This is a genomic window from Pseudomonas sp. GW821-FHT09D08, assembly GCF_059416305.1.
The window spans coordinates 253,201-273,146 of the sequence record NZ_JBWKOX010000005.1 but is presented as its reverse complement, the minus strand read 5'-3'; the positions used below and the strand labels follow the sequence as shown (position 1 = coordinate 273,146).

Genomic DNA, 19,946 nt, shown 5'->3' with positions numbered 1-19,946 from the left:
GAGCCACCGCAATCGGGGGCAAGCCCCCTCCCACACTGATCCTGCGTCAGACACATAATGTATAAGCGCCGCTGAGCCAATGTGGGAGGGGGCTTGCCCCCGATTGCGGTAGGTCAGTCAGCTTATCTGTAACTGATACACCGCTATCGGGAGCAAGCCCCCTCCTACATTTTTTCCGCATTTCAGGCGGCGAGTTTGCCGCTGGCGATGGCTACCGATGCAGCCACCATGGCCCGCAACAACACCGCACACCCCGCCGCCAGGTCATCCGGGGCAGCGTTCTCGATTTCGTTGTGGCTGATGCCCCCTTCACACGGCACAAAGATCATCCCCGCCGGCCCCAACTCGGCGACGAAAATCGCGTCGTGCCCTGCCCCGCTGACGATGTCCATGTTCGACAAGCCCAGCCCATTGGCCGCATCGCGCACGGCGTCCACACAGCCTTTGTCGAAGTACAGCGGCGGGAAGTCAGCCGTGGGTTCCATTTCAAAACTCAGCCCATGCCTGGCACAGGTCTCGTCAATCACCTGGCGCACCTGGGCAATCATCGAACCCAACCGTGCCGGTTCCAAGTGCCGGAAGTCCAGGGTCATGCGCACTTCGCCCGGAATCACGTTGCGTGAACCGGGATACGCCTGCAGGCAACCGACGGTCCCACACGCATGGGGCTGGTGCCCCAAGGCCGCCGCATTGACCGCCGCCACCACCGCCGCTGCGCCTACCAGGGCGTCCTTGCGCAGGTGCATCGGCGTCGGCCCCGCGTGGGCCTCGACACCGCGCAGTTTCAGGTCGAACCACTTCTGCCCGAGGGCGCCGAGTACCACGCCGATGGTCTTTTTCTCATCCTCCAGAATCGGCCCTTGTTCGATATGCGCCTCGAAATACGCACCGACCTTGTGCCCACTCTCAGGACGGGTTCCCGCGTAGCCAATCGCATTCAGCGCTTCCCCCACGCTGACCCCGTCCGCATCGACCTTGGCCAGGGTATCCGCCAGGGTGAATTTCCTGGCAAACACACCCGAGCCCATCATGCACGGCGGGAAGCGCGAGCCTTCCTCGTTGGTCCACACCACCACTTCCAAGGGCGCCTCGGTTTCGATCTTGAGGTCATTGAGCGTACGCAGCACCTCCACTCCCGCCAGCACGCCAAAGCAGCCATCGAACTTGCCACCTGTGGGCTGGGTGTCGATATGGCTGCCGGTCATCACCGGCGGCAGGTCGGGATTACGCCCAGGGCGGCGCGCGAAGATATTGCCGATGCCGTCGACGGTCACGGTGCAACCGGCGTCTTCGCACCACTGCACAAACAGGTCGCGGGCCTTGCGGTCGAGGTCGGTGAGCGCCAGGCGGCACACGCCGCCCTTGGGGGTGGCGCCGAGTTTGGCCAGGTCCATCAGCGACTGCCACAAGCGGTCGCGGTTGATGTGCTGGTGGGTCGATTGCAGAACGTCAAGGGCAGCGTTCATGGGGATCTCCTCAGGCGTGTATTTCTTATGAATTGACAACCACCGGGCTGGCTCCACGCCTGGCATTCAGGCCGTAATACAACAACCCGCCCAACGCCGAACCGGTAAACCAGCCGTAGCTGTAGAACCAGCTGAACGCATCACTGCCCAGGGACAGCAAGGTCAGCACCACCGGCACACCGAAGGCGATAAAACCGCTCCAGTTCCACGCCGGGTACACGTCGTCGCGGTACAGGCCGGCCAGGTCCAGTTGTTGTTTGCGGGTGATGAAGTAGTCCACCACCATGATCCCGGCAATCGGCCCCAACAGGCTCGAATAGCCCAGCAACCAGTTGGAGTACACGGTTTCCAGGCTCACATCCGAGACGATCAAGCCGAGTTTTTTCAGCAGTTCGTGGCCCATCAACGCCAAGCCCACCAACCCGGTGAGGATCACCGCCGTGGTGCGGTTGATCAGCTTGGGCGCGATGTTCTGGAAGTCGTTGGTGGGCGAGACGATGTTCGCGGCGGTGTTGGTGGACAACGTGGCGACGATGATCAGCGCCATGGCCACGGCCACCCACACTGGGCTCTGGATATGGCCGATCAGGGTCACCGGGTCGGATACGCTGACGCCCACCAGTTTCACCGAGGCGGCGGTCATGATCACGCCGAGGGCGGCGAACAGGAACATGGTCAGCGGCAGACCGAAAATCTGCCCGAGGATCTGGTCCTTCTGGCTTTTGGCGTAGCGGCTGAAGTCGGGAATATTCAGCGACAAGGTGGCCCAGAACCCCACCATCGCGGTAAGGCCGGCCATGAAGTAACCGGTCAGGCTCGCGCCTTCGGGACGCTTGGGCGGGATTGCCATCAACTCGCTGATCGACACGTTGGGCATCGCCCATACCAGCAGGCCGATGCCCACCGCCACCAGCAACGGCGCCGACAGTGTTTCCAGGCGCTTGATCGACTCGGCGCCACGCAGCACCACCCACAGATTCAGGCACCAGAAAATCATGAAGCCGATCACCTCACCGGTGCCGCCAAGGGACTTCCATCCCTCGAAAATCGAGCCCAGGAACAGATGGATCGCCAGCCCGCCGAACATGGTCTGGATCCCGAACCAGCCGCAGGCCACCAATGCCCGAATCAAACACGGCACGTTGGAACCGAGGATGCCGAAGGACGAACGCAGCAACACCGGAAACGGAATGCCGTACTTGGTGCCGGGGAAGGCGTTGAGGGTCAGCGGGATCAGCACCACGATATTGGCCAGCAAGATCGCCATCAGTGCCTCACCCACCGACAGGCCGAAATACGCGGTGAGCACACCGCCCAGGGTGTAGGTGGGCACGCAGATCGACATGCCGACCCACAGCGCGGTGATGTGCCACTTGTTCCAGGTGCGTTCGTGCACCTTGGTCGGTGCCATGTCGTGGTTGTAGCGGGGGCTGTCGAGGACGTCCGGACCGGCGTCGAGTTCGTACAGGCCGTTGCGCTCAATGACTTGCGATCTGTTCTGTTGCATGGCCGCTCCACGGTTTTTTCGAATTATTGTTGCTCACCCCGCGCTGAATGCAGGGTGGCCGGAGTACCTCGTAAACAACATGACATCACGGGCCCGGCCAGCCATCACTGCACTCAATAACCGTGCCGACAACTGCCCTTGAACCCGCACCGCTTATATAACTGGCTGATGTTAATCAGCTTTCCGATTGTGCCTACGGTACTTGCCGCGTGACTCAGGCTAAATAACGCGCAAGTTATCCGAACTGTCAGGACTCAATCTGGTGCACCACAATTATTTTTATTTACCGACCCCGTCAAGAGGCATCTCTCAAGCGTCTGATTTGCAATAAGAAATGTTGCTCATATTGGGAACCTGTCAAGTGCGTCAAAATGGTGAGAGGCCGCTGCATTTTGGTGATTTTGTATTTTTTACCTTATAAATCAACAATTTAAATTCAACATAAGTTTATAAAAAATCTTCTTGCCCAATCGAAAAACTCGGGCTAGTTTCTATTCCTGTCACCGATGACAGGAATTAACCGACCATCGGCGCGTAGCCATACAACACTTAGAACTGGCACAAGCCGGTCAAGCCTGTGAGGAACTCGACATGTCGCTGTTGATCCGTGGCGCCACCGTTATTACCCATGATGAAAGTTACCGCGCCGATGTTTTATGCGCAGGCGGTCTGATTCGCGCCATTGGCACGGACCTGGATATCCCCGCCGGCACTGAACAACTCGACGGCAGCGGCCAATATTTGATGCCCGGCGGCATCGACCCCCATACCCATATGCAACTGCCCTTCATGGGCACGGTGGCCAGTGAAGATTTTTTCAGCGGCACGGCGGCGGGTCTGGCCGGAGGCACCACGTCGATTATCGACTTCGTGATTCCCAACCCGCAGCAATCGTTGATGGAAGCGTTCCATCAGTGGCGGGGCTGGGCGGAAAAATCCGCGGCCGACTACGGCTTCCACGTGGCGATCACCTGGTGGAGCGAGCAGGTGCGCGAGGAAATGGCCGAGCTGGTCAGCCACCACGGCATCAACAGCTTCAAGCATTTCATGGCCTACAAGAACGCGATCATGGCGGCCGACGACACCCTGGTGGCCAGCTTCGAACGCTGCCTGGAACTCGGCGCCGTACCCACCGTGCATGCGGAAAACGGCGAGCTGGTGTACCACCTGCAACGCAAGCTGATGGCCCAGGGCATCACCGGGCCGGAAGCGCACCCGCTGTCGCGCCCGTCCCAGGTGGAAGGCGAAGCGGCCAGCCGCGCTATCCGTATCGCCGAGACCATCGGCACGCCGCTGTACCTGGTGCACGTGTCCACCCGGGAAGCGCTGGATGAAATCACCTACGCCCGGGGCAAGGGCCAGGCGGTCTACGGCGAAGTGCTCGCCGGCCACCTGCTGCTGGACGACAGCGTCTACCAGCACCCCGACTGGCAAACCGCCGCCGGCTATGTGATGAGCCCGCCGTTCCGCCCGCGCGGGAATCAGGAAGCGCTGTGGCATGGCCTGCAATCCGGCAACCTGCACACCACCGCCACCGACCACTGCTGCTTCTGCGCCGAGCAAAAAGCCGTCGGGCGTGACGACTTCAGCAAGATCCCCAACGGCACCGCCGGTATCGAAGACCGCATGGCGCTGCTGTGGCACGAAGGGGTCAACAGCGGACGCCTGTCGATGCAGGAATTCGTCGCGCTGACCTCCACCAACACCGCGAAGATCTTCAACCTCTACCCGCGCAAAGGCGCGATCCGCGTGGGTGCGGATGCCGACCTGGTGCTGTGGGATCCCGAAGGCACGCGGACCATTTCCGCCAAGACTCACCATCAGAAGGTGGACTTCAACATCTTCGAAGGCAAGACCGTGCGCGGCGTGCCGAGCCACACCATCAGCCAGGGCAAGCTGGTCTGGGCCGATGGCGACCTGCGCGCCGAACGTGGCGCCGGGCGCTATGTGGAACGGCCGGCGTATCCGTCGGTGTTCGAGCAGTTGAGCAAGCGGGCGGAGCATTCCAGGCCGGTTGCTGTGAAGCGCTGAGACCGCTATCGGGGGCAAGCCCCCTCCCACACTTGACCGCATTCATTCAGATACAACTCGGTCGAATGTGGGAGGGGGCTTGCCCCCGATGAGGCCAGTACAGGCAACAAAAATGCCCACTTAGAGGCAATCCAAAAAAACCGTGAGGCCCACACCGTGATCCAGACCCTGACCCACCTCCCCCATCCCCATGAAGACGGCGCCACCCTCGCCAGCCATTTCACCGACCTGGCGCCGCCGCTCAACGCGCGCCAGGCCCAACTGGAAGCCTCGCGCTGCCTGTATTGCTACGACGCCCCTTGCGTGAACGCATGCCCCAGCGAAATCGACATCCCGTCGTTCATCCGCAATATCCACACCGACAACGTCCAGGGCGCCGCGCAGAAAATCCTCTCGGCCAACATCCTTGGCGGCAGCTGCGCGCGGGTCTGCCCGACGGAGATCCTCTGCCAGCAAGCCTGCGTGCGTAACAACGCCGAAGAATGCGCGCCGGTGCTGATCGGTCTGTTGCAACGCTACGCCATCGATAACGCCCACTTCAGCGAACACCCGTTCCAGCGTGCCGCCCCCACCGGCAAACGCATCGCCGTGGTCGGCGCAGGTCCCGCAGGGCTGGCCTGCGCCCATCGTGCCGCACTGCACGGGCACGACGTGGTGATCTTCGAAGCGCGGGAAAAGGCCGGTGGCCTGAATGAATACGGGATCGCCAAGTACAAGCTGGTCGACGACTTCGCCCAGAAGGAACTGGATTTCCTCCTGCAGATCGGCGGCATCGAAATCCGCCATGGCCAGCGCCTGGGCGACAACCTCACCCTGAGCGAACTGCACCAGCAATTCGATTCGGTGTTCCTCGGCCTGGGCCTGGCGGCCAGCAAGCAACTCGGCTTACCCCATGAGGACGCACCCGGCCTGCTCGCCGCCACCGACTATATCCGCGAACTGCGCCAGGCCGATGACCTGAGCCAACTGCCCCTGGCCGACCGCTGCATCGTGCTCGGCGCCGGCAATACCGCCATCGACATGGCTGTGCAAATGGCCCGGCTCGGTGCCCGTGATGTGAACCTCGTCTACCGCCGTGGCCTGGCCGACATGGGCGCCACCCAGCATGAGCAGGACATCGCCAAGGCCAATCAGGTGCGCCTGCTGACCTGGGCCCAACCCGAAGCAGTCCTGCTCGACGACCAGGGCCACGTACGCGGCATGCGCTTCGCCCGCACCCGCCTGGAAAACGGCCGCCTGCAATCCACCGGAGAAACCTTCGAACTGGCCGCCGATGCCATCTTCAAGGCCATCGGCCAGGGCTTCGACAACGACGCCTTGCACGATCCCCTGGCGCAACAGCTGCATCGCGTCGGCGAGCGTATCTTCGTCGACGAACAGCTGCGCACCAGCGTCCCTGGGGTCTACGCCGGTGGTGACTGCGTCAGCCTCGGCCAGGACCTCACCGTGCAGGCGGTGCAACACGGCAAGCTGGCCGCCGAAGCCATGCACGCCCAACTCATGCTGAATGTGGAGGCTGCGTAATGGCCGATCTCTCGATTGTGTTTGCCGGTATCAAGGCCCCCAACCCGTTCTGGCTGGCCTCCGCGCCGCCCACCGACAAGGCCTACAACGTGGTGCGTGCGTTTGAAGCGGGCTGGGGCGGCGTGGTATGGAAGACCCTGGGTGAAGACCCGGCAGCGGTAAATGTGTCATCGCGCTACTCGGCGCACTACGGCGCCAACCGTGAAGTGCTGGGCATCAACAATATCGAATTGATCACCGACCGTTCCCTGGAGATCAACCTGCGGGAAATCACCCAGGTCAAAAAGGATTGGCCCGACCGCGCGCTGATCGTGTCGCTGATGGTGCCCTGCGTGGAGGAGTCCTGGAAAAACATCCTGCCCCTGGTGGAAGCCACCGGCTGCGACGGTATCGAGCTGAACTTCGGCTGCCCCCACGGCATGCCCGAACGCGGCATGGGCGCGGCGGTGGGCCAGGTTCCGGAGTACGTGGAACAGGTGACGCGCTGGTGCAAGACCTATTGCTCGCTGCCGGTGATCGTCAAGCTCACGCCGAATATCACCGACATCCGCGTGGCGGCGCGGGCGGCGTATCGCGGCGGTGCGGACGCGGTGTCGCTGATCAACACCATCAACTCCATCACCAGCGTGGACCTGGAACGCATGGTCGCCCTGCCGATGGTCGGCACCCAGAGCACCCACGGCGGATACTGCGGTTCGGCGGTCAAGCCGATTGCCCTGAACATGGTTGCCGAAATCGCCCGCGACCCGCAGACCCAGGGCTTGCCGATCTGCGGGATCGGCGGCATCGGCAACTGGCGCGACGCCGCGGAATTCGTCGCCCTCGGTTGCGGCGCGGTGCAGGTGTGCACGGCGGCGATGCTGCATGGTTTTCGCATCGTGGAAGAGATGAAGGATGGGCTGTCGCGGTGGATGGACAGCCAGGGCTACACCAGCCTGCAAGAATTTTCCGGGCGTGCGGTGGGCAACACCACGGACTGGAAGTACCTGGACATCAACTACCAGGTGATCGCCAGGATCGACCAGGCGGCGTGCATTGGCTGCGGGCGTTGCCATATTGCCTGTGAGGACACCTCGCACCAGGCCATCGCCAGTCTGAAACAGGCGGACGGCACGCATAAATACGAAGTGATCGATGACGAGTGCGTGGGCTGCAACCTGTGCCAGATCACCTGCCCGGTGGCGGATTGCATCGAGATGGTGCCGATCGACACGGGCAAGCCGTTTTTGAATTGGACGCAGGATCCGAGGAATCCGTACCGGGAAGCGGTGTAGGCCTGCAGGCCGCTATCGGGGGTTTGCCCCCGATAGCGGCCCTCAGCCCACCACAACACTCAAGGCTCCAACCCAATCCCGCGCAAAATCACACTGGTCACCGTCTGGATCGCCTTCTCGAACTGCATATCCGACAACGGCTGGTGATCATTCAAAATCTTCACCTGGTGATCAAAATCGGCATAGTGCTGGGTCGACGCCCAGATCATGTACAGCAGGCTCGACGGCTCCACCGGCAGGATGCGCTTGTCTTCCACCCACTGGCGAATTTTCGCTTCCTTCATCTTGGCCCAGTCGTACAGGCTCTCATCCAGGGCCTCACCGAGTGTCGGCGCGCCGTGGATGATCTCGTTGGCCCAGACCTTGGAACCATAGGGCCGCGTGCGCGAGCGTTGCATCTTGGCGCGGATGTAACTGCTGAGCACCACCCGGGGGTCATCGAAGGTCTCGAAGCTGAGGGCGTCCTGCTTCCACACTTCCAGCAGGTCGAACAGCACCGCGCTGTACAGCTCGCTCTTGGTGGTGAAGTAGTAATGCAGGTTGGAGCGCGGCAGTTGCACTTCTTCGGCGATATCGGCCATGGCGGTGCTGCCGTAGCCCTTTTCGGCGAAGATTTTCTCCGCCGCCAGCAGGATTTTCTCGACGTTGACCCGACGAATTCCGCTCTTGTGATTGCCCATAAGGGCTCCCTGACAAAGACATGCCCCAAAGACTACCACCGCTCTAGATCGGGGCGACAGGCGCAGTCGAAACTTCGTACACTGCCCGCTCCTAACCATTGATGGGTATTGCACCATGTTGATCAAGAAAACCCTGACCACTGTCGCCCTGCTCGCCTCCCTGCTGGGTGCCTCCGCAGCATTTGCCCATGCTCATCTCAAAAGCGCCACGCCTGCGGCAGACAGCAGCGTCACCGCGCCCAAAGACCTGCGCCTGACCTTCAGCGAAGGCGTCGAAGCCACCTTCACCAAAGTCTCCTTGAGCAAGGACGGCACCGAAATCGCTATCAAAGGCCTGGAAACCCCGGACGCCGACAAGAAAACCCTGGTGGTGACACCGGCCGCCCCACTTGCGGCGGGCACCTACAAGGTGGTGTGGAATGCGGTGTCGGTGGACACCCACAAGAGCAACGGTGAATACAGCTTCAAGGTCGGCCAATAACCCATGGCAACGCTGCTGGTGCTGTGCCGGTTCGTGCATTTCATCGTCGTGCTGTTGATGTTCGGGGCCAGTGTATTCAGGCCCTGGCTCCTCGGCGCTGAACCGCAGCCGGTGCTGGACCGGCAATTGCTGCGCATCACCCGTGGGCTGGCATGGACGGCCCTCGCGTCGGGGCTGATCTGGCTGGGGTTGATTACCGCCAGCATGGCCGGTTCATGGCCGGCGGCACTGGAACTGTCGACCGTGCAGTTGGTGTTGGGCAAGACCTTTTTTGGCCAGGTGTGGACCTGGCACCTGATCGTCAATGGCTTGCTGGTCATCGCCCTGATAACCCCGTGGAAAACCCCGCGCCTACCATTGCTCACACTGCTGCTGATGACCCTCGCCCCGGTCGGCCATGGCGCCATGCTCGATGGGCTGAGCGGGCAGTTGTTGATCCTCAACCAGGTGGTGCACCTGATATGCGTCGGCGCATGGCTGGGTGGGTTACTGCTGCTGGTATTGATCCTCAGGCAGTCACACCGTGTTGAGCTGGCGCCTGTCCTGCGTCGTTTCAGCGGCGTGGGTTATGGCCTGGTCAGCGGCCTGCTGGTGACCGGCCTGATCAATGTGCGCGTACTTACCGGGCAGCTGTGGCCCACGCCGTTGTTCAGTGGTTTTGCCCTGATTCTGTTGATCAAGGTGATGCTGGTGCTGGGCATGTTGGCCCTGGCATTGTTGAACCGGTTGCGCCTGGATAGCGGCGAACAGCGGTTGGGCAGCTTGAAGGCCAGCGTGATGCTGGAATGGCTGCTCGGTGTTTGTGCAGTCGCGGCCGTTTCACTCCTTGGCACTTTGCCGCCGATGGTCCTGGCGGGCTGAATGTGGAAGGGGCAAGTCGAATCGTTGCACCGCCCCTCCCACATTGACCCTGTGCGCTCTGGATCAACCCTCACCTAGTCATCGTATAACTTCTGCTTGACACCCCACGAAAACCCCGCAAATATCCGCTCCAATGTTGTACGACGACGTATAACAAATAATAAAAACAACAAATGAAAGGGAGCGTCACTGTGAGTCCATTCGCCCGCAATTCGTCCGCGCGTCTCAGTGTTATCGGCCTGTTTACCCTGCCCCTCTCGCCCACGCCGACGGTTTCGTCGACGACGCCAAGGCCACGCTCAACCTGCGCAACGCCTACTTCAACCGCAACTTCACCAACCCGAGCAATCCCCAGGGCAAGGCCGAAGAGTGGACGCAGAGTTTTATTTTCGACGCCAAGTCCGGCTTCACCCAGGGCACCGTGGGGTTCGGCATCGATGTGCTGGGGCTGTATTCCCAGAAGCTCGATGGCGGCAAAGGCACCGGCGGTACCCAACTGTTGCCGATCCACGATGACGGACGCCCCGCCGACAACTTCGGGCGCCTGGGCGTGGCGCTGAAAACCAGGCTGTCGAAGACCGAATTGAAGGTCGGCGAATGGATGCCGGTGCTGCCGATCCTGCGCTCCGACGATGGCCGCTCGCTGCCCCAGACCTTTCGCGGCGGCCAGGTGACGTCCAGCGAAATCGCCGGCCTGACCCTCTACGGCGGCCAGTTTCGCGGCAACAGCCCGCGCAACGACGCGAGCATGGAAGACATGTTCATGAACGGCAAAGCGGCGTTCACCTCCGATCGCTTCAACTTCGGCGGCGGCGAATACACCTTCAACGACAAGCGCACCCAGGTCGGTGTGTGGTACGCCGAGTTGACCGATATCTACCAGCAGCAGTACTTCAACCTGACCCACAGCCAGCCCGTAGGCGACTGGACCCTGGGGGCAAACCTCGGTTTCTTCAACGGCAAGGAAGACGGCAGCGCCCTGGCCGGCGACCTCGACAACAAAACCACGTTCGCCCTGCTCTCGGCCAAATACGGCGGCAACACCTTCTACGTGGGCCTGCAAAAACTCACCGGCGACAGCGTGTGGATGCGTGTCAACGGCACCAGTGGCGGCACCCTGGCCAACGACAGCTACAACGCCAGCTACGACAACGCCAAGGAAAAATCCTGGCAGGTGCGGCATGACTTCAACTTCGTGGTACTCGGCGTGCCGGGGCTGACCCTGATGAACCGCTATATCAGCGGCAGTAACGTACATACCGGGGCGATCACCGATGGCAAGGAATGGGGGCGCGAATCGGAACTGGCCTACACCGTGCAGAGCGGTGCGTTGAAGAACCTCAACGTTAAGTGGCGGAATTCCACCATGCGTCGGGATTTCAGCAACAACGAGTTCGACGAAAACCGGATCTTTATCAGCTATCCACTCTCCCTGCTGTAGAACCTAGTCTCCCAGCCCCAGAAAATCCCCTGTGGGAGGGGCTTGCTCCCGATGGCGGTGGGTCAGTAACAGATGCATTCACTGGCATGCCCTCATCGAGGGCAAGCCCTCTCCCACATTTTGCTCCGCACTCTGTCCGCAAGAACGTTGACAACCTGGGGGATCCCTAACAATACTTCGGCATAGTCATACGACAACCTACAACAAAAATTTGGAATCCCCATGACCACGACCACCCCCGCTCCCTTCAACCGCCTGCTGCTCACCGGTGCCGCCGGTGGCCTCGGCAAAGTCCTGCGCGAACGCCTGCGTCCCTACACCCAGGTGCTGCGCCTGTCGGACATCGCCAGCATGGCCCCGCCGGTGGATGCCTTGGAAGAAGTCCAGCCCTGCGACCTCGCCGACAAACAAGCGGTGCACCACCTGGTGGAAGGCGTCGACGCCATCCTGCACTTCGGCGGTGTATCGGTGGAGCGTCCGTTTGAAGAAATCCTCGGCGCCAATATCAGCGGTACCTTCCATATCTACGAAGCCGCGCGCCGCCATGGGGTCAAGCGCGTGGTCTTCGCCAGCTCCAACCATGTGATCGGCTTCCACAAGCAGGGCGAACAACTCGACGCCCGCTCCCCACGCCGTCCCGACAGCTACTACGGCCTGTCCAAGTCCTACGGTGAAGACATGGCGAGTTTCTACTTCGACCGCTACGGCATCGAGACCGTGAGCATCCGTATCGGCTCCTCGTTCCCCGAGCCGCAGAACCGCCGGATGATGCACACCTGGCTGAGCTTCGACGACCTGACCCAACTGCTCGAACGCGCGCTGTATACGCCGAATGTCGGTCACACCGTGGTCTACGGCATGTCGGATAACCTCGACACCTGGTGGGACAACCGCTACGCCGCGCACCTGGGCTACGCCCCGAAAGACAGCTCCGAAGTCTTCCGTGCCCAGGTCGAAGCCCAGCCACCGGTGGCCGCCGATGACCCGGCCAAGGTCTATCAGGGTGGGGCGTTCTGCGCCGCCGGGCCGTTCGGTGACTGAGTTCACACCAACCCAAGGGAATGAGTGGCCATGACTGCTGAATTGATTGTCGACGCCCGCAATGCCGTGGGCGAATGCCCGGTGTGGGTGCCCGAGGAAAACGCCCTGTACTGGGTGGATATCCCCAACGGCGGCCTGCAAAAATGGAGCGCCGCCAGCGGCCACGTTGCCGCCTGGAAAGCCCCGCAGATGCTCGCCTGCATTGCCCGCACCACGGCGGGCAACTGGGTCGCCGGGATGGAAACCGGCTTCTTCCAACTCACGCCGCACAACGACGGCAGCCTCGATACCGCGCCGTTGGCCGGCGTCGAGCACCCACGTCCGGACATGCGCCTGAACGACGGCCGTTGCGATCGCCAGGGGCGTTTCTGGGCCGGCAGCATGGTGCTGAACATGGGCGCGAATGCGGCCGAAGGCATCCTCTATCGCTATGCATCGGGTTCGGCCCCCCACGCCCAGCTGGACGGTTTTATCACCCTCAACGGCCTGGCCTTCAGCCCCGATGGTCGCACGATGTATGCCTCGGATTCGCACCCGCTGGTCCAGCAGATCTGGGCCTTCGACTACGACATCGACACCGGCACGCCGTCCAACCGTCGCGTGTTCGTCGACATGCACAACTTCCTCGGCCGCCCCGACGGCGCCGCCGTGGACGCCGATGGCTGCTACTGGATCTGCGCCAACGACGCCGGCCTGATCCACCGCTTCACCCCCGACGGACGCCTGGACCGCTCCCTGAGCGTGCCGGTGAAAAAACCCACTATGTGCGCCTTCGGCGGCAGCCGCCTGGACACCCTGTTCGTCACCTCGATCCGTGACGACCAGAGTGCCCAGTCAGTGTCCGGTGGCGTGTTCGCCCTCAACCCCGGCGTCACCGGATTGCCGGAGCCCCGTTTCATCCTCTAGCTGCATCGCTGTGCCTTGAATACAACAATAACAACACAGGAGTGACCTCCCATGGACTTCAAACGCACCTTGCTCGCCGCCGCAGTCTTTACCCTCAGCAGCGCCGCCCATGCGCTGGAAATCAAATTCGCCGACATCCACCCCGCCGGCTACCCTACCGTCGTCGCCGAAGAAAACATGGGCAAGGCCCTGACCAAGGAAAGCAACGGCGAACTGACCTTCAAGTATTTCCCCGGCGGCGTGCTGGGCTCCGAGAAGGAAGTGGTCGAACAGGCCCAGGTCGGCGCCGTGCAAATGACCCGCGTCAGCCTCGGCATCGTCGGGCCGGTGGTGCCGGACGTGAACGTGTTCAACCTGCCGTTCGTGTTCCGCGACCAGGCACACATGCGCAAGGTCATCGATGGCGAGATCGGCGATGAAATCCTCGCCAAGATCACCGACTCCGAGTTCGGCCTGGTGGCCCTGGCCTGGATGGACGGCGGCACACGCAACCTCTACACCAAGAAGCCGGTGCGCAAGATCGAAGACCTCAAGGGCATGAAGATCCGCGTGCAAGGCAACCCGCTGTTCATCGATGCATTCAACGCGATGGGCGCCAACGGCATTGCCATGGACACCGGCGAGATCTTCAGCGCCTTGCAGACGGGGGTGATCGACGGCGCGGAGAACAACCCGCCGACCCTGCTGGAACACAATCATTTCCAGAACGCCAAGTACTACACCCTCACCGAGCACCTGATCCTGCCCGAGCCCATCGTGATGTCGAAAATCACCTGGAACAAGCTCACCCCAGCGCAACAGGTCATGGTCAAAAACGCCGCCAAGGCCGCCCAGGCTGATGAGCGCGCGCTGTGGGATGCCAAGTCCGCCAGCAGTGAGGAAAAACTCAAAAAGGCCGGCGTCGAGTTCATCACCGTCGACAAAAAGCCCTTCTATGACGCCACCGCAGCGGTTCGCGCCAAGTACGGCGCGCCTTACGCCGACATCATCGCGCGCATCGACGCCGTTCAATAACCTCCCCTGCCTCTCGCAAAAGGCCCGGCGCGGTCTGCACCGACGCGCCCGGTTACGGTGAACGCCATGAAGAATCTACTGCTGCGCATCAACGACCGCATCTACATGACCTGCATCTGGGTCGCCGGCCTTTCGGTTCTCGGCGTCGCGCTGATCATTCCCTGGGGCATCTTCGCCCGCTACGTCCTCGGCACCGGCTCCAGCTGGCCGGAGCCCACCGCCATCCTGCTGATGCTGGTGTTTACCTTTATCGGTGCCGCCGCCAGCTACCGCGCCGGTGCGCATATGTCGGTGGCCATGGTCACGGACCGCCTGCCGCCCGCCCAGCGCCGCCTCGTCGGCATCCTTTCGCAACTGTTGATGGGCACCATCTGCCTGTTCATGGCGATCTGGGGCACCAAGCTGTGCCTGTCCACCTGGAACCAGTTCATGAGCGCCATCCCGACCCTGCGCGTGGGCATCACCTATATGCCGATCCCGATTGGCGGGCTGCTGACCCTGATCTTCGTGGTGGAAAAACTCCTGCTCGGAGACCAGAGCAACCGACGCGTGGTGCGCTTCGACCTGGTGGAAGAAAGCGAAGGGGCTGCCTGATATGGACGCATTGATTCTGCTGGGCAGCTTTATCGCCTTGATCCTGATCGGCATGCCGGTGGCCTACGCCCTGGGGCTGTCGGCGCTGATTGGCGCATGGTGGATCGACATCCCGTTCCAGGCCCTGATGATTCAGGTGGCAGGCGGGGTGAACAAGTTTTCGCTGATGGCGATTCCGTTCTTCGTGCTGGCGGGGGCGATCATGGCCGAGGGCGGCATGTCGCGCCGGCTGGTGGCGTTTGCCGGAGTGCTGGTGGGGTTTGTGCGCGGTGGCCTGTCGCTGGTGAACATCATGGCCTCGACGTTTTTTGGCGCCATCTCCGGCTCGTCGGTGGCCGACACCGCCTCGGTGGGCTCGGTGCTGATCCCGGAAATGGAGCGCCGTGGCTACCCACGGGAATTTGCCACCGCCGTCACCGTCAGCGGTTCGGTGCAGGCGCTGCTGACCCCGCCCAGCCATAACTCGGTGCTCTACTCCCTGGCGGCAGGCGGCACGGTGTCCATCGCCTCGCTGTTCATGGCCGGCGTGGTACCCGGCTTGCTGATGAGCGCGTGCCTGATGGTGCTGTGCCTGATCTTCGCGAAAAAACGCAACTACCCCAAGGGCGAAGTGATCCCGCTCAAGCAGGCGCTGAAAATCTGCGCCGACGCGCTCTGGGGCCTGATGGCCATGGTGATCATCCTCGGCGGCATCCTGTCGGGCATCTTCACCGCCACCGAGTCCGCCGCGATTGCCGTGCTGTGGGCGTTCTTCGTGACCATGTTCATCTACCGCGACTACAAATGGAGCGAGCTGCCCAAGCTGATGCACCGCACGGTGCGCACCATTTCCATCGTGATGATCCTGATCGCCTTCGCGGCCAGCTTCGGCTACATCATGACCCTGATGCAGATCCCGGCGAAGATCACCACGCTGTTCCTGACCCTGTCGGACAACCGCTACGTGATCCTGATGTGCATCAACGCCATGCTGCTGTTGCTCGGCACGGTGATGGACATGGCACCGCTGATCCTGATTCTCACGCCGATCCTGCTGCCGGTGGTGCTGGGTATCGGCGTCGACCCGGTGCACTTCGGCATGATCATGCTGGTCAACCTCGGCATCGGCCTGATCACCCCGCCGGTGGGTGCGGTGCTGTTCGTGGGGGCGGCGGTGGGCAAGGTGAGTATCGAGAAGACCGTGAAGGCGCTGCTGCCGTTTTATGCCGTGCTGTTCCTGGTGCTGATGGCGGTGACGTACATTCCGGCGCTGTCGTTGTGGCTGCCGAGCGTGGTGCTGTGATGATTGAACTCGAAGATAACCTGACCCACCTCACCGTGAATCCGGCCGTGGGCGGCAGCCTCGTCAACTGGACGGTGCGCGCCACCGGCCAGCCGTTGTTGCGCCATAACGATGAGCAGGCGATCCATACCGGTTTGCCGGGCAAGCTGGGGTGCTATCCATTGGTGCCCTGGTCCAACCGTATTGCCCACGGCGGTTTCGACAACCCCGACGGCTGGCTCGCGCTCACGCCCAACAGCCTCACCGATCCGCTGCCGATCCATGGCTCGGCCTGGCAACAGGCGTGGCAGGTGGTCAGCCACACGGCGGATGAAGTGGTGCTGGAGGTGCTGTGCGAGACGCCGTTTGCCTATCGCGCCGAGCAGCGGATTCGCTTGAGCGAAGGAGCGTTGAGTATTGAACTGCGGGTGACCCATCTGGCCGAAACAGCCGCATGGCATGGCCTGGGCTTGCATCCGTACTTTCCGCGCCGGCCGGGTACCCGGTTGCAGGCCAGGGCCGCACAGGTGTGGATGAGTGACGCATCCAAGCTGCCGACGGGGTTGGCGCCGGTGCCGGGCGAGTGGGACTTCCAGGCATTGAAGCTCCTGCCCGAAGGCTTGGTGGACAACGGTTTTTGCCAGTGGGACGGCTATTGCCGGATCGAACAGCCGGACCTGGGCTATGCGCTGGAATGCCAGGCCAGCGGGGCCGATTACTTCCTGCTGTACTGCCCGCCGGGGCTGGGGTTCTTTTGCATCGAGCCGGTGAGCCATCCGGTGAATGCTCATCACCTGGCGGGACGGCCGGGGCTGAAACTGCTGGAACAGAATCAGTCGGTCCAACTCAATTTCAACCTGAAATACACCCCCCTGTAGGAGCGAGCTTGCTCGCGAAGAACCTCAGGGCAACGCGGGGCATCAGGCGCCCCGCGTTATCGTTGACGATCTTCGCGAGCAAGCTCGCTCCTACGGGGATCAGCGCCATGCTCAAGGTGGGGAGTTTTTGAGGCGGCCGGCGGTATCGATACTCACCACCACCGACAACCCCGGCCGCAACCGCTCGCTCTCAGCCTGATCCGGGTCCACGGTAATCCTGACCGGCACGCGCTGGGCAATCTTCACAAAGTTGCCCGTCGCGTTGTCCGCCTGCAGCAGGCTGAACTCCGAACCCGTGGCCGGGGAGATATGCTGCACCGTGCCGTGAAACCTGCGGTGGTTCAGCGCATCCACGGTGAAGGTCACCGGCTGGCCGACCTGCACATTGTCCATCTGGGTTTCCTTCATGTTGGCGATCACCCACAGCTGCTTCGGCACCAGCGCCATCAACTGCGCGCCGGAGTTGACGTAGGCCCCCAGGCGCACACCAATCTGCCCCAGCTGCCCGTCACGGGGCGCGGTAATGCGGGTGTTGGACAGGTCGATCCGCGCCAGCTCCACCGCCGCCTCGGCACTGGCCACCGCCGCTTCCAGGGAGCCGCGATTGACGATCACCGTCTGCAAATCCTGCCGCGCGATTTCCAGGCTGGCCTGGGCCTGGGCCACGGCGGCGATGGTCTGGGCATTGGCGGCGCGGGTCACGTCCAGCTCGCGCCGGGACACCGAACCGTCGCTGATCAGCGCTTCGTTGCGGCGCAGGTCGGCGGTGCTTTTGCGCGCCTGGGCCTGGCTGTCCACCAGGGCGGCCTGGCGCAGCTTGATGGTGGCTTCGGCACTGTTGCGTTGCTGCACCACATTGGCCAGCGCGGCCTTCTGCACCGCCAGTTGCGCCAGGGCCTGGTCGAGGCGCTGCTTGTAGATGCGGTCATCCAGGCGCACCAGCAGGTCGCCGGCCTTGACGTACTGGAAGTCCTGCACCGGCACCTCGAACACATAGCCGCTGAGCTGCGGGCCGATGATGGTCACCTGGCCGCGCACCAGGGCGTTCTCGGTGGTTTCCACCGCGCTGCTGAACGGCGGCAATTGCCAGGCATACAGCACGATCAGCACGCCGACGATGGCAATCGCGGCAAAGCCCAGGGACGAGAGAATGCGCACGCGCAATGAGCGCGGCTCGGTGACCGTGGCGCCGGGCGGCGTGGTGCCTTCCGGGGTGGCGGCGATGGCGTTGGTGGTCGTGGTGGTCGGTTCGGTCATGAAGTAGCGCCGCTGGGTTGAACGGGAGTGGCTGTTTTAGTGGTGCTCATCAGCCACAGACTGCGGATAAAGATCCAGATCATGGTCAGGATCGCGACAATCGCGATCAGCATGAACACATCGTTGTAGGCCATGACATTGGCCTCGCGGGTCGCCGCCGTGGCCAGGCTGCGGATGCCCATGAGGTTCCGCAGTTCCGGGTCGGCGACGATACCGCCATAGGCCGAGCCGCCGCTCTGCACCCGCGCGGCCACACGCGGGTCAAGCAAGGTCAGATGCTCGACAATCATGCTGGAATGATACTTCTCGCGCACGATCTGGAAGGTCCCGAGCAAAGCCGCGCCGATCAGGCCGCCGAGGTTCTGGCAGATCCCGAACATCACCGAAAAGCTCACCAGGTTACGCGGGTTGGCCAGCACGTTTTTGGTCCCCAGCACCATGGTCGGCCCCAGGAAGAAGGTGCCACCGAAGCCTAGCAGGAACTGACTGATGTACAGGTTCTGCGGACGCGTGAGGTTGCTGGAGAAACTGTCCATCACCGAGCCGGTGGCCATCAGCGCCAGGGAAATCACCAGCGGCATCAGCAGGTGCGCCGGGTTGATCGTCAGCGCACTGACCGCCAGCCCGCTGATCGCGCCGGCCAGCATCACCACGTACAGCGTATGCATCTGCTGGTAGCTCATGTTCAGCATCTGCATGAACCCCACCGCACCGGTGGACTGCTCCGACAGCACCATGCGAATCAGGATCACCGCCAACGCCAGGCGGATCATGGTGCCGCTGCCCAGCCAGCGGGTCATCAGCATCGGGTTGGCGCGGTTATGCTCGATGGCCAGGCCGGCCATGATCAGCACCAGGGAACAGGCCGAGGCCACGCCGATCCACGGCGCTTCCAGCCACCAGTCGATACGCCCCAGGGACAGCACCGCACACAGCAGCGCGACACCGCTGGCGAGAATGGCGAAGGTGACGAAGTCGAGTTTTTCAAAGGTCTTGAAGCGGTCGCCGGGGGGCAGTTTGAGCAGGAATACACAACCCAGGCAGATCAGCGCCAGGCCCAGTTCGAACAGGTAAAGCCCGCGCCATTCGGCGATCTGCAGCAGGTCCTCGGAGAACAGCCGCGCCAGGGGCAACGCCAACTGCGCCGTACCCAGCCCCAGCACCAGGGATTTCAACCGCCACTTGGCCGGGAACGCCTGGATCATGTAGTACAAGCCCAACGAACTCAGCGCCGCACCCACCATGCCATGGGCCGCCCGTACGGCGATGGCCGAGTTGAGGTCGTTGACGAACAAGTGGCCGAAGGTCACCAGCGCGTACAGCACCAGGAACACCTCGGTAAACGCGCGCAGGCCGAATTGCTGGCGAAACTTCACCAGCAGCAGGTTCATGCACACGTTGGTCATCACATAAGCGGCGGGCAGCCAGGCCATTTCCGCGGTGGTCGCACCGAGGGCGCCTTGCAGGTATTGCAGGTTGGCGATGACCAGAGCGTTGCCCAGGCCACCGGTGATTGCCACCAGCACGCCGACCATCGCGAACAGCCAGCGCTTGTGCGTCGGATGCAACGGCGTCGACGGCGAGCCCGGCAGGCTCGGGCGCTCGTGGGGTTCCCAGGGGCGGGGGGTGTATTTGTCCATTCGATGACCTAGATGAGCCGACGGGTGACGTCGGTAAAACCACTACTCAGAGTAGTAAACCTGAGCGGGGTTCATCTTGCCATCTTGGGC

The 19,946-nt window shown here is 62.4% G+C and carries 16 protein-coding genes and 2 pseudogenes; 12 read left to right on the top strand and 6 right to left on the bottom strand.

What is annotated here, in order from left to right:
* Positions 1-182: 182 nt before the first annotated feature.
* Entirely contained in the window at positions 183-1,466 is a 1,284-nt protein-coding gene (locus tag AC07OP_RS12690) for a Zn-dependent hydrolase (RefSeq protein ID WP_495101736.1), read from the bottom strand.
* A gap of 25 nt (positions 1,467-1,491) precedes the next feature.
* Positions 1,492-2,973 carry an NCS1 family nucleobase:cation symporter-1 gene (locus AC07OP_RS12685; RefSeq protein WP_065940162.1) on the bottom strand — a complete coding sequence of 494 codons (1,482 nt, stop codon included), beginning with the start codon at positions 2,971-2,973 and terminating at the stop codon, positions 1,492-1,494.
* A 591-nt stretch (positions 2,974-3,564) separates the two neighbouring features.
* Here AC07OP_RS12685 and hydA point away from each other — a divergent pair.
* The 3 genes from hydA to preA all read left to right on the top strand — a co-directional run bounded on the left by hydA (position 3,565) and on the right by preA (position 7,802).
* Entirely contained in the window at positions 3,565-5,004 is a 1,440-nt protein-coding gene (gene hydA / locus AC07OP_RS12680; protein ID WP_495101737.1) for a dihydropyrimidinase, read from the top strand.
* 156 nt (positions 5,005-5,160) lie between these two features.
* Positions 5,161-6,528, top strand: coding sequence for an NAD(P)-dependent oxidoreductase (locus tag AC07OP_RS12675; RefSeq protein ID WP_495101738.1), 1,368 nt, complete (start codon positions 5,161-5,163; stop codon positions 6,526-6,528).
* On the top strand, positions 6,528-7,802 hold the full coding sequence (preA, locus tag AC07OP_RS12670; RefSeq protein WP_065927011.1) for an NAD-dependent dihydropyrimidine dehydrogenase subunit PreA: 1,275 nt from the start codon (positions 6,528-6,530) through the stop codon (positions 7,800-7,802). Before AC07OP_RS12675 ends, preA begins: the two co-directional genes overlap by 1 nt.
* Before the next feature lie 59 nt (positions 7,803-7,861).
* Here preA and AC07OP_RS12665 read toward each other — a convergent pair whose 3' ends face one another.
* Complete coding sequence (locus AC07OP_RS12665; protein WP_027606227.1) at positions 7,862-8,482, bottom strand: TetR/AcrR family transcriptional regulator; 621 nt, start codon at positions 8,480-8,482, stop codon at positions 7,862-7,864.
* A 115-nt stretch (positions 8,483-8,597) separates the two neighbouring features.
* On the opposite strand from AC07OP_RS12665, the gene copC reads away from it, so the two are divergent.
* The 9 genes and pseudogenes from copC to AC07OP_RS12620 all read left to right on the top strand — a co-directional run bounded on the left by copC (position 8,598) and on the right by AC07OP_RS12620 (position 16,959).
* Positions 8,598-8,963, top strand: a complete 366-nt coding sequence (copC, locus tag AC07OP_RS12660; RefSeq protein WP_065940165.1) for a copper homeostasis periplasmic binding protein CopC — start codon at positions 8,598-8,600, stop codon at positions 8,961-8,963.
* Between the two features lie 3 nt (positions 8,964-8,966).
* The gene (gene copD, locus AC07OP_RS12655; protein ID WP_495101739.1) at positions 8,967-9,824 is read left to right on the top strand and encodes a copper homeostasis membrane protein CopD; all 858 of its coding nucleotides are present in this window, start codon (positions 8,967-8,969) and stop codon (positions 9,822-9,824) included.
* Between the two features lie 191 nt (positions 9,825-10,015).
* Positions 10,016-11,265, top strand: a pseudogene (locus tag AC07OP_RS12650) (OprD family porin).
* A 222-nt stretch (positions 11,266-11,487) separates the two neighbouring features.
* The gene (locus AC07OP_RS12645; protein ID WP_495101740.1) at positions 11,488-12,306 is read left to right on the top strand and encodes an NAD-dependent epimerase/dehydratase family protein; all 819 of its coding nucleotides are present in this window, start codon (positions 11,488-11,490) and stop codon (positions 12,304-12,306) included.
* A gap of 30 nt (positions 12,307-12,336) precedes the next feature.
* Positions 12,337-13,212: an SMP-30/gluconolactonase/LRE family protein gene (locus tag AC07OP_RS12640; RefSeq protein ID WP_141155442.1), complete on the top strand. Its 876-nt coding sequence runs from the start codon at positions 12,337-12,339 to the stop codon at positions 13,210-13,212.
* A gap of 51 nt (positions 13,213-13,263) precedes the next feature.
* A complete protein-coding gene (locus AC07OP_RS12635; protein ID WP_053138521.1) occupies positions 13,264-14,226 on the top strand; it encodes a TRAP transporter substrate-binding protein in 963 nt (320 codons plus the stop codon).
* A 66-nt stretch (positions 14,227-14,292) separates the two neighbouring features.
* The gene (locus AC07OP_RS12630; RefSeq protein ID WP_115487080.1) at positions 14,293-14,820 is read left to right on the top strand and encodes a TRAP transporter small permease; all 528 of its coding nucleotides are present in this window, start codon (positions 14,293-14,295) and stop codon (positions 14,818-14,820) included.
* A gap of 1 nt (position 14,821) precedes the next feature.
* Complete coding sequence (locus AC07OP_RS12625; protein WP_027606219.1) at positions 14,822-16,102, top strand: TRAP transporter large permease; 1,281 nt, start codon at positions 14,822-14,824, stop codon at positions 16,100-16,102.
* Positions 16,102-16,959, top strand: a complete 858-nt coding sequence (locus AC07OP_RS12620) for an aldose 1-epimerase (protein ID WP_495101741.1) — start codon at positions 16,102-16,104, stop codon at positions 16,957-16,959. Before AC07OP_RS12625 ends, AC07OP_RS12620 begins: the two co-directional genes overlap by 1 nt.
* Here the strand turns inward: AC07OP_RS12620 and AC07OP_RS12615 are convergent.
* From AC07OP_RS12615 to AC07OP_RS12605, 3 genes and pseudogenes are all read right to left on the bottom strand, one after another.
* Positions 16,955-17,068: pseudogene (locus AC07OP_RS12615) on the bottom strand (outer membrane lipoprotein carrier protein LolA); the annotation flags it as partial. The gene AC07OP_RS12620 and the pseudogene AC07OP_RS12615 sit on opposite strands and share 5 nt — an antisense overlap.
* Positions 17,069-17,070: 2 nt before the next feature.
* Positions 17,071-18,216, bottom strand: a complete 1,146-nt coding sequence (locus AC07OP_RS12610) for an HlyD family secretion protein (RefSeq protein ID WP_495101742.1) — start codon at positions 18,214-18,216, stop codon at positions 17,071-17,073.
* Positions 18,213-19,856: an MFS transporter gene (locus tag AC07OP_RS12605; RefSeq protein ID WP_141606772.1), complete on the bottom strand. Its 1,644-nt coding sequence runs from the start codon at positions 19,854-19,856 to the stop codon at positions 18,213-18,215. The genes AC07OP_RS12610 and AC07OP_RS12605 overlap by 4 nt, the downstream gene beginning before the upstream one ends.
* Positions 19,857-19,946 lie beyond the last annotated feature (90 nt).

Bases quoted from the DNA above. Each gene is read 5' to 3' on its own strand.
- AC07OP_RS12645 (WP_495101740.1), top strand. From the start codon at position 11,488: ATGACCACGACCACCCCCGCTCCCTTCAACCGCCTGCTGCTCACCGGT.
- AC07OP_RS12610 (WP_495101742.1), bottom strand. From the start codon at position 18,216: ATGACCGAACCGACCACCACGACCACCAACGCCATCGCCGCCACCCCG.
- copC (WP_065940165.1), top strand. From the start codon at position 8,598: ATGTTGATCAAGAAAACCCTGACCACTGTCGCCCTGCTCGCCTCCCTG.
- AC07OP_RS12640 (WP_141155442.1), top strand. From the start codon at position 12,337: ATGACTGCTGAATTGATTGTCGACGCCCGCAATGCCGTGGGCGAATGC.
- AC07OP_RS12665 (WP_027606227.1), bottom strand. From the start codon at position 8,482: ATGGGCAATCACAAGAGCGGAATTCGTCGGGTCAACGTCGAGAAAATC.
- AC07OP_RS12630 (WP_115487080.1), top strand. From the start codon at position 14,293: ATGAAGAATCTACTGCTGCGCATCAACGACCGCATCTACATGACCTGC.
- AC07OP_RS12605 (WP_141606772.1), bottom strand. From the start codon at position 19,856: ATGGACAAATACACCCCCCGCCCCTGGGAACCCCACGAGCGCCCGAGC.
- copD (WP_495101739.1), top strand. From the start codon at position 8,967: ATGGCAACGCTGCTGGTGCTGTGCCGGTTCGTGCATTTCATCGTCGTG.
- hydA (WP_495101737.1), top strand. From the start codon at position 3,565: ATGTCGCTGTTGATCCGTGGCGCCACCGTTATTACCCATGATGAAAGT.
- preA (WP_065927011.1), top strand. From the start codon at position 6,528: ATGGCCGATCTCTCGATTGTGTTTGCCGGTATCAAGGCCCCCAACCCG.
- AC07OP_RS12685 (WP_065940162.1), bottom strand. From the start codon at position 2,973: ATGCAACAGAACAGATCGCAAGTCATTGAGCGCAACGGCCTGTACGAA.
- AC07OP_RS12690 (WP_495101736.1), bottom strand. From the start codon at position 1,466: ATGAACGCTGCCCTTGACGTTCTGCAATCGACCCACCAGCACATCAAC.
- AC07OP_RS12635 (WP_053138521.1), top strand. From the start codon at position 13,264: ATGGACTTCAAACGCACCTTGCTCGCCGCCGCAGTCTTTACCCTCAGC.
- AC07OP_RS12620 (WP_495101741.1), top strand. From the start codon at position 16,102: ATGATTGAACTCGAAGATAACCTGACCCACCTCACCGTGAATCCGGCC.
- AC07OP_RS12625 (WP_027606219.1), top strand. From the start codon at position 14,822: ATGGACGCATTGATTCTGCTGGGCAGCTTTATCGCCTTGATCCTGATC.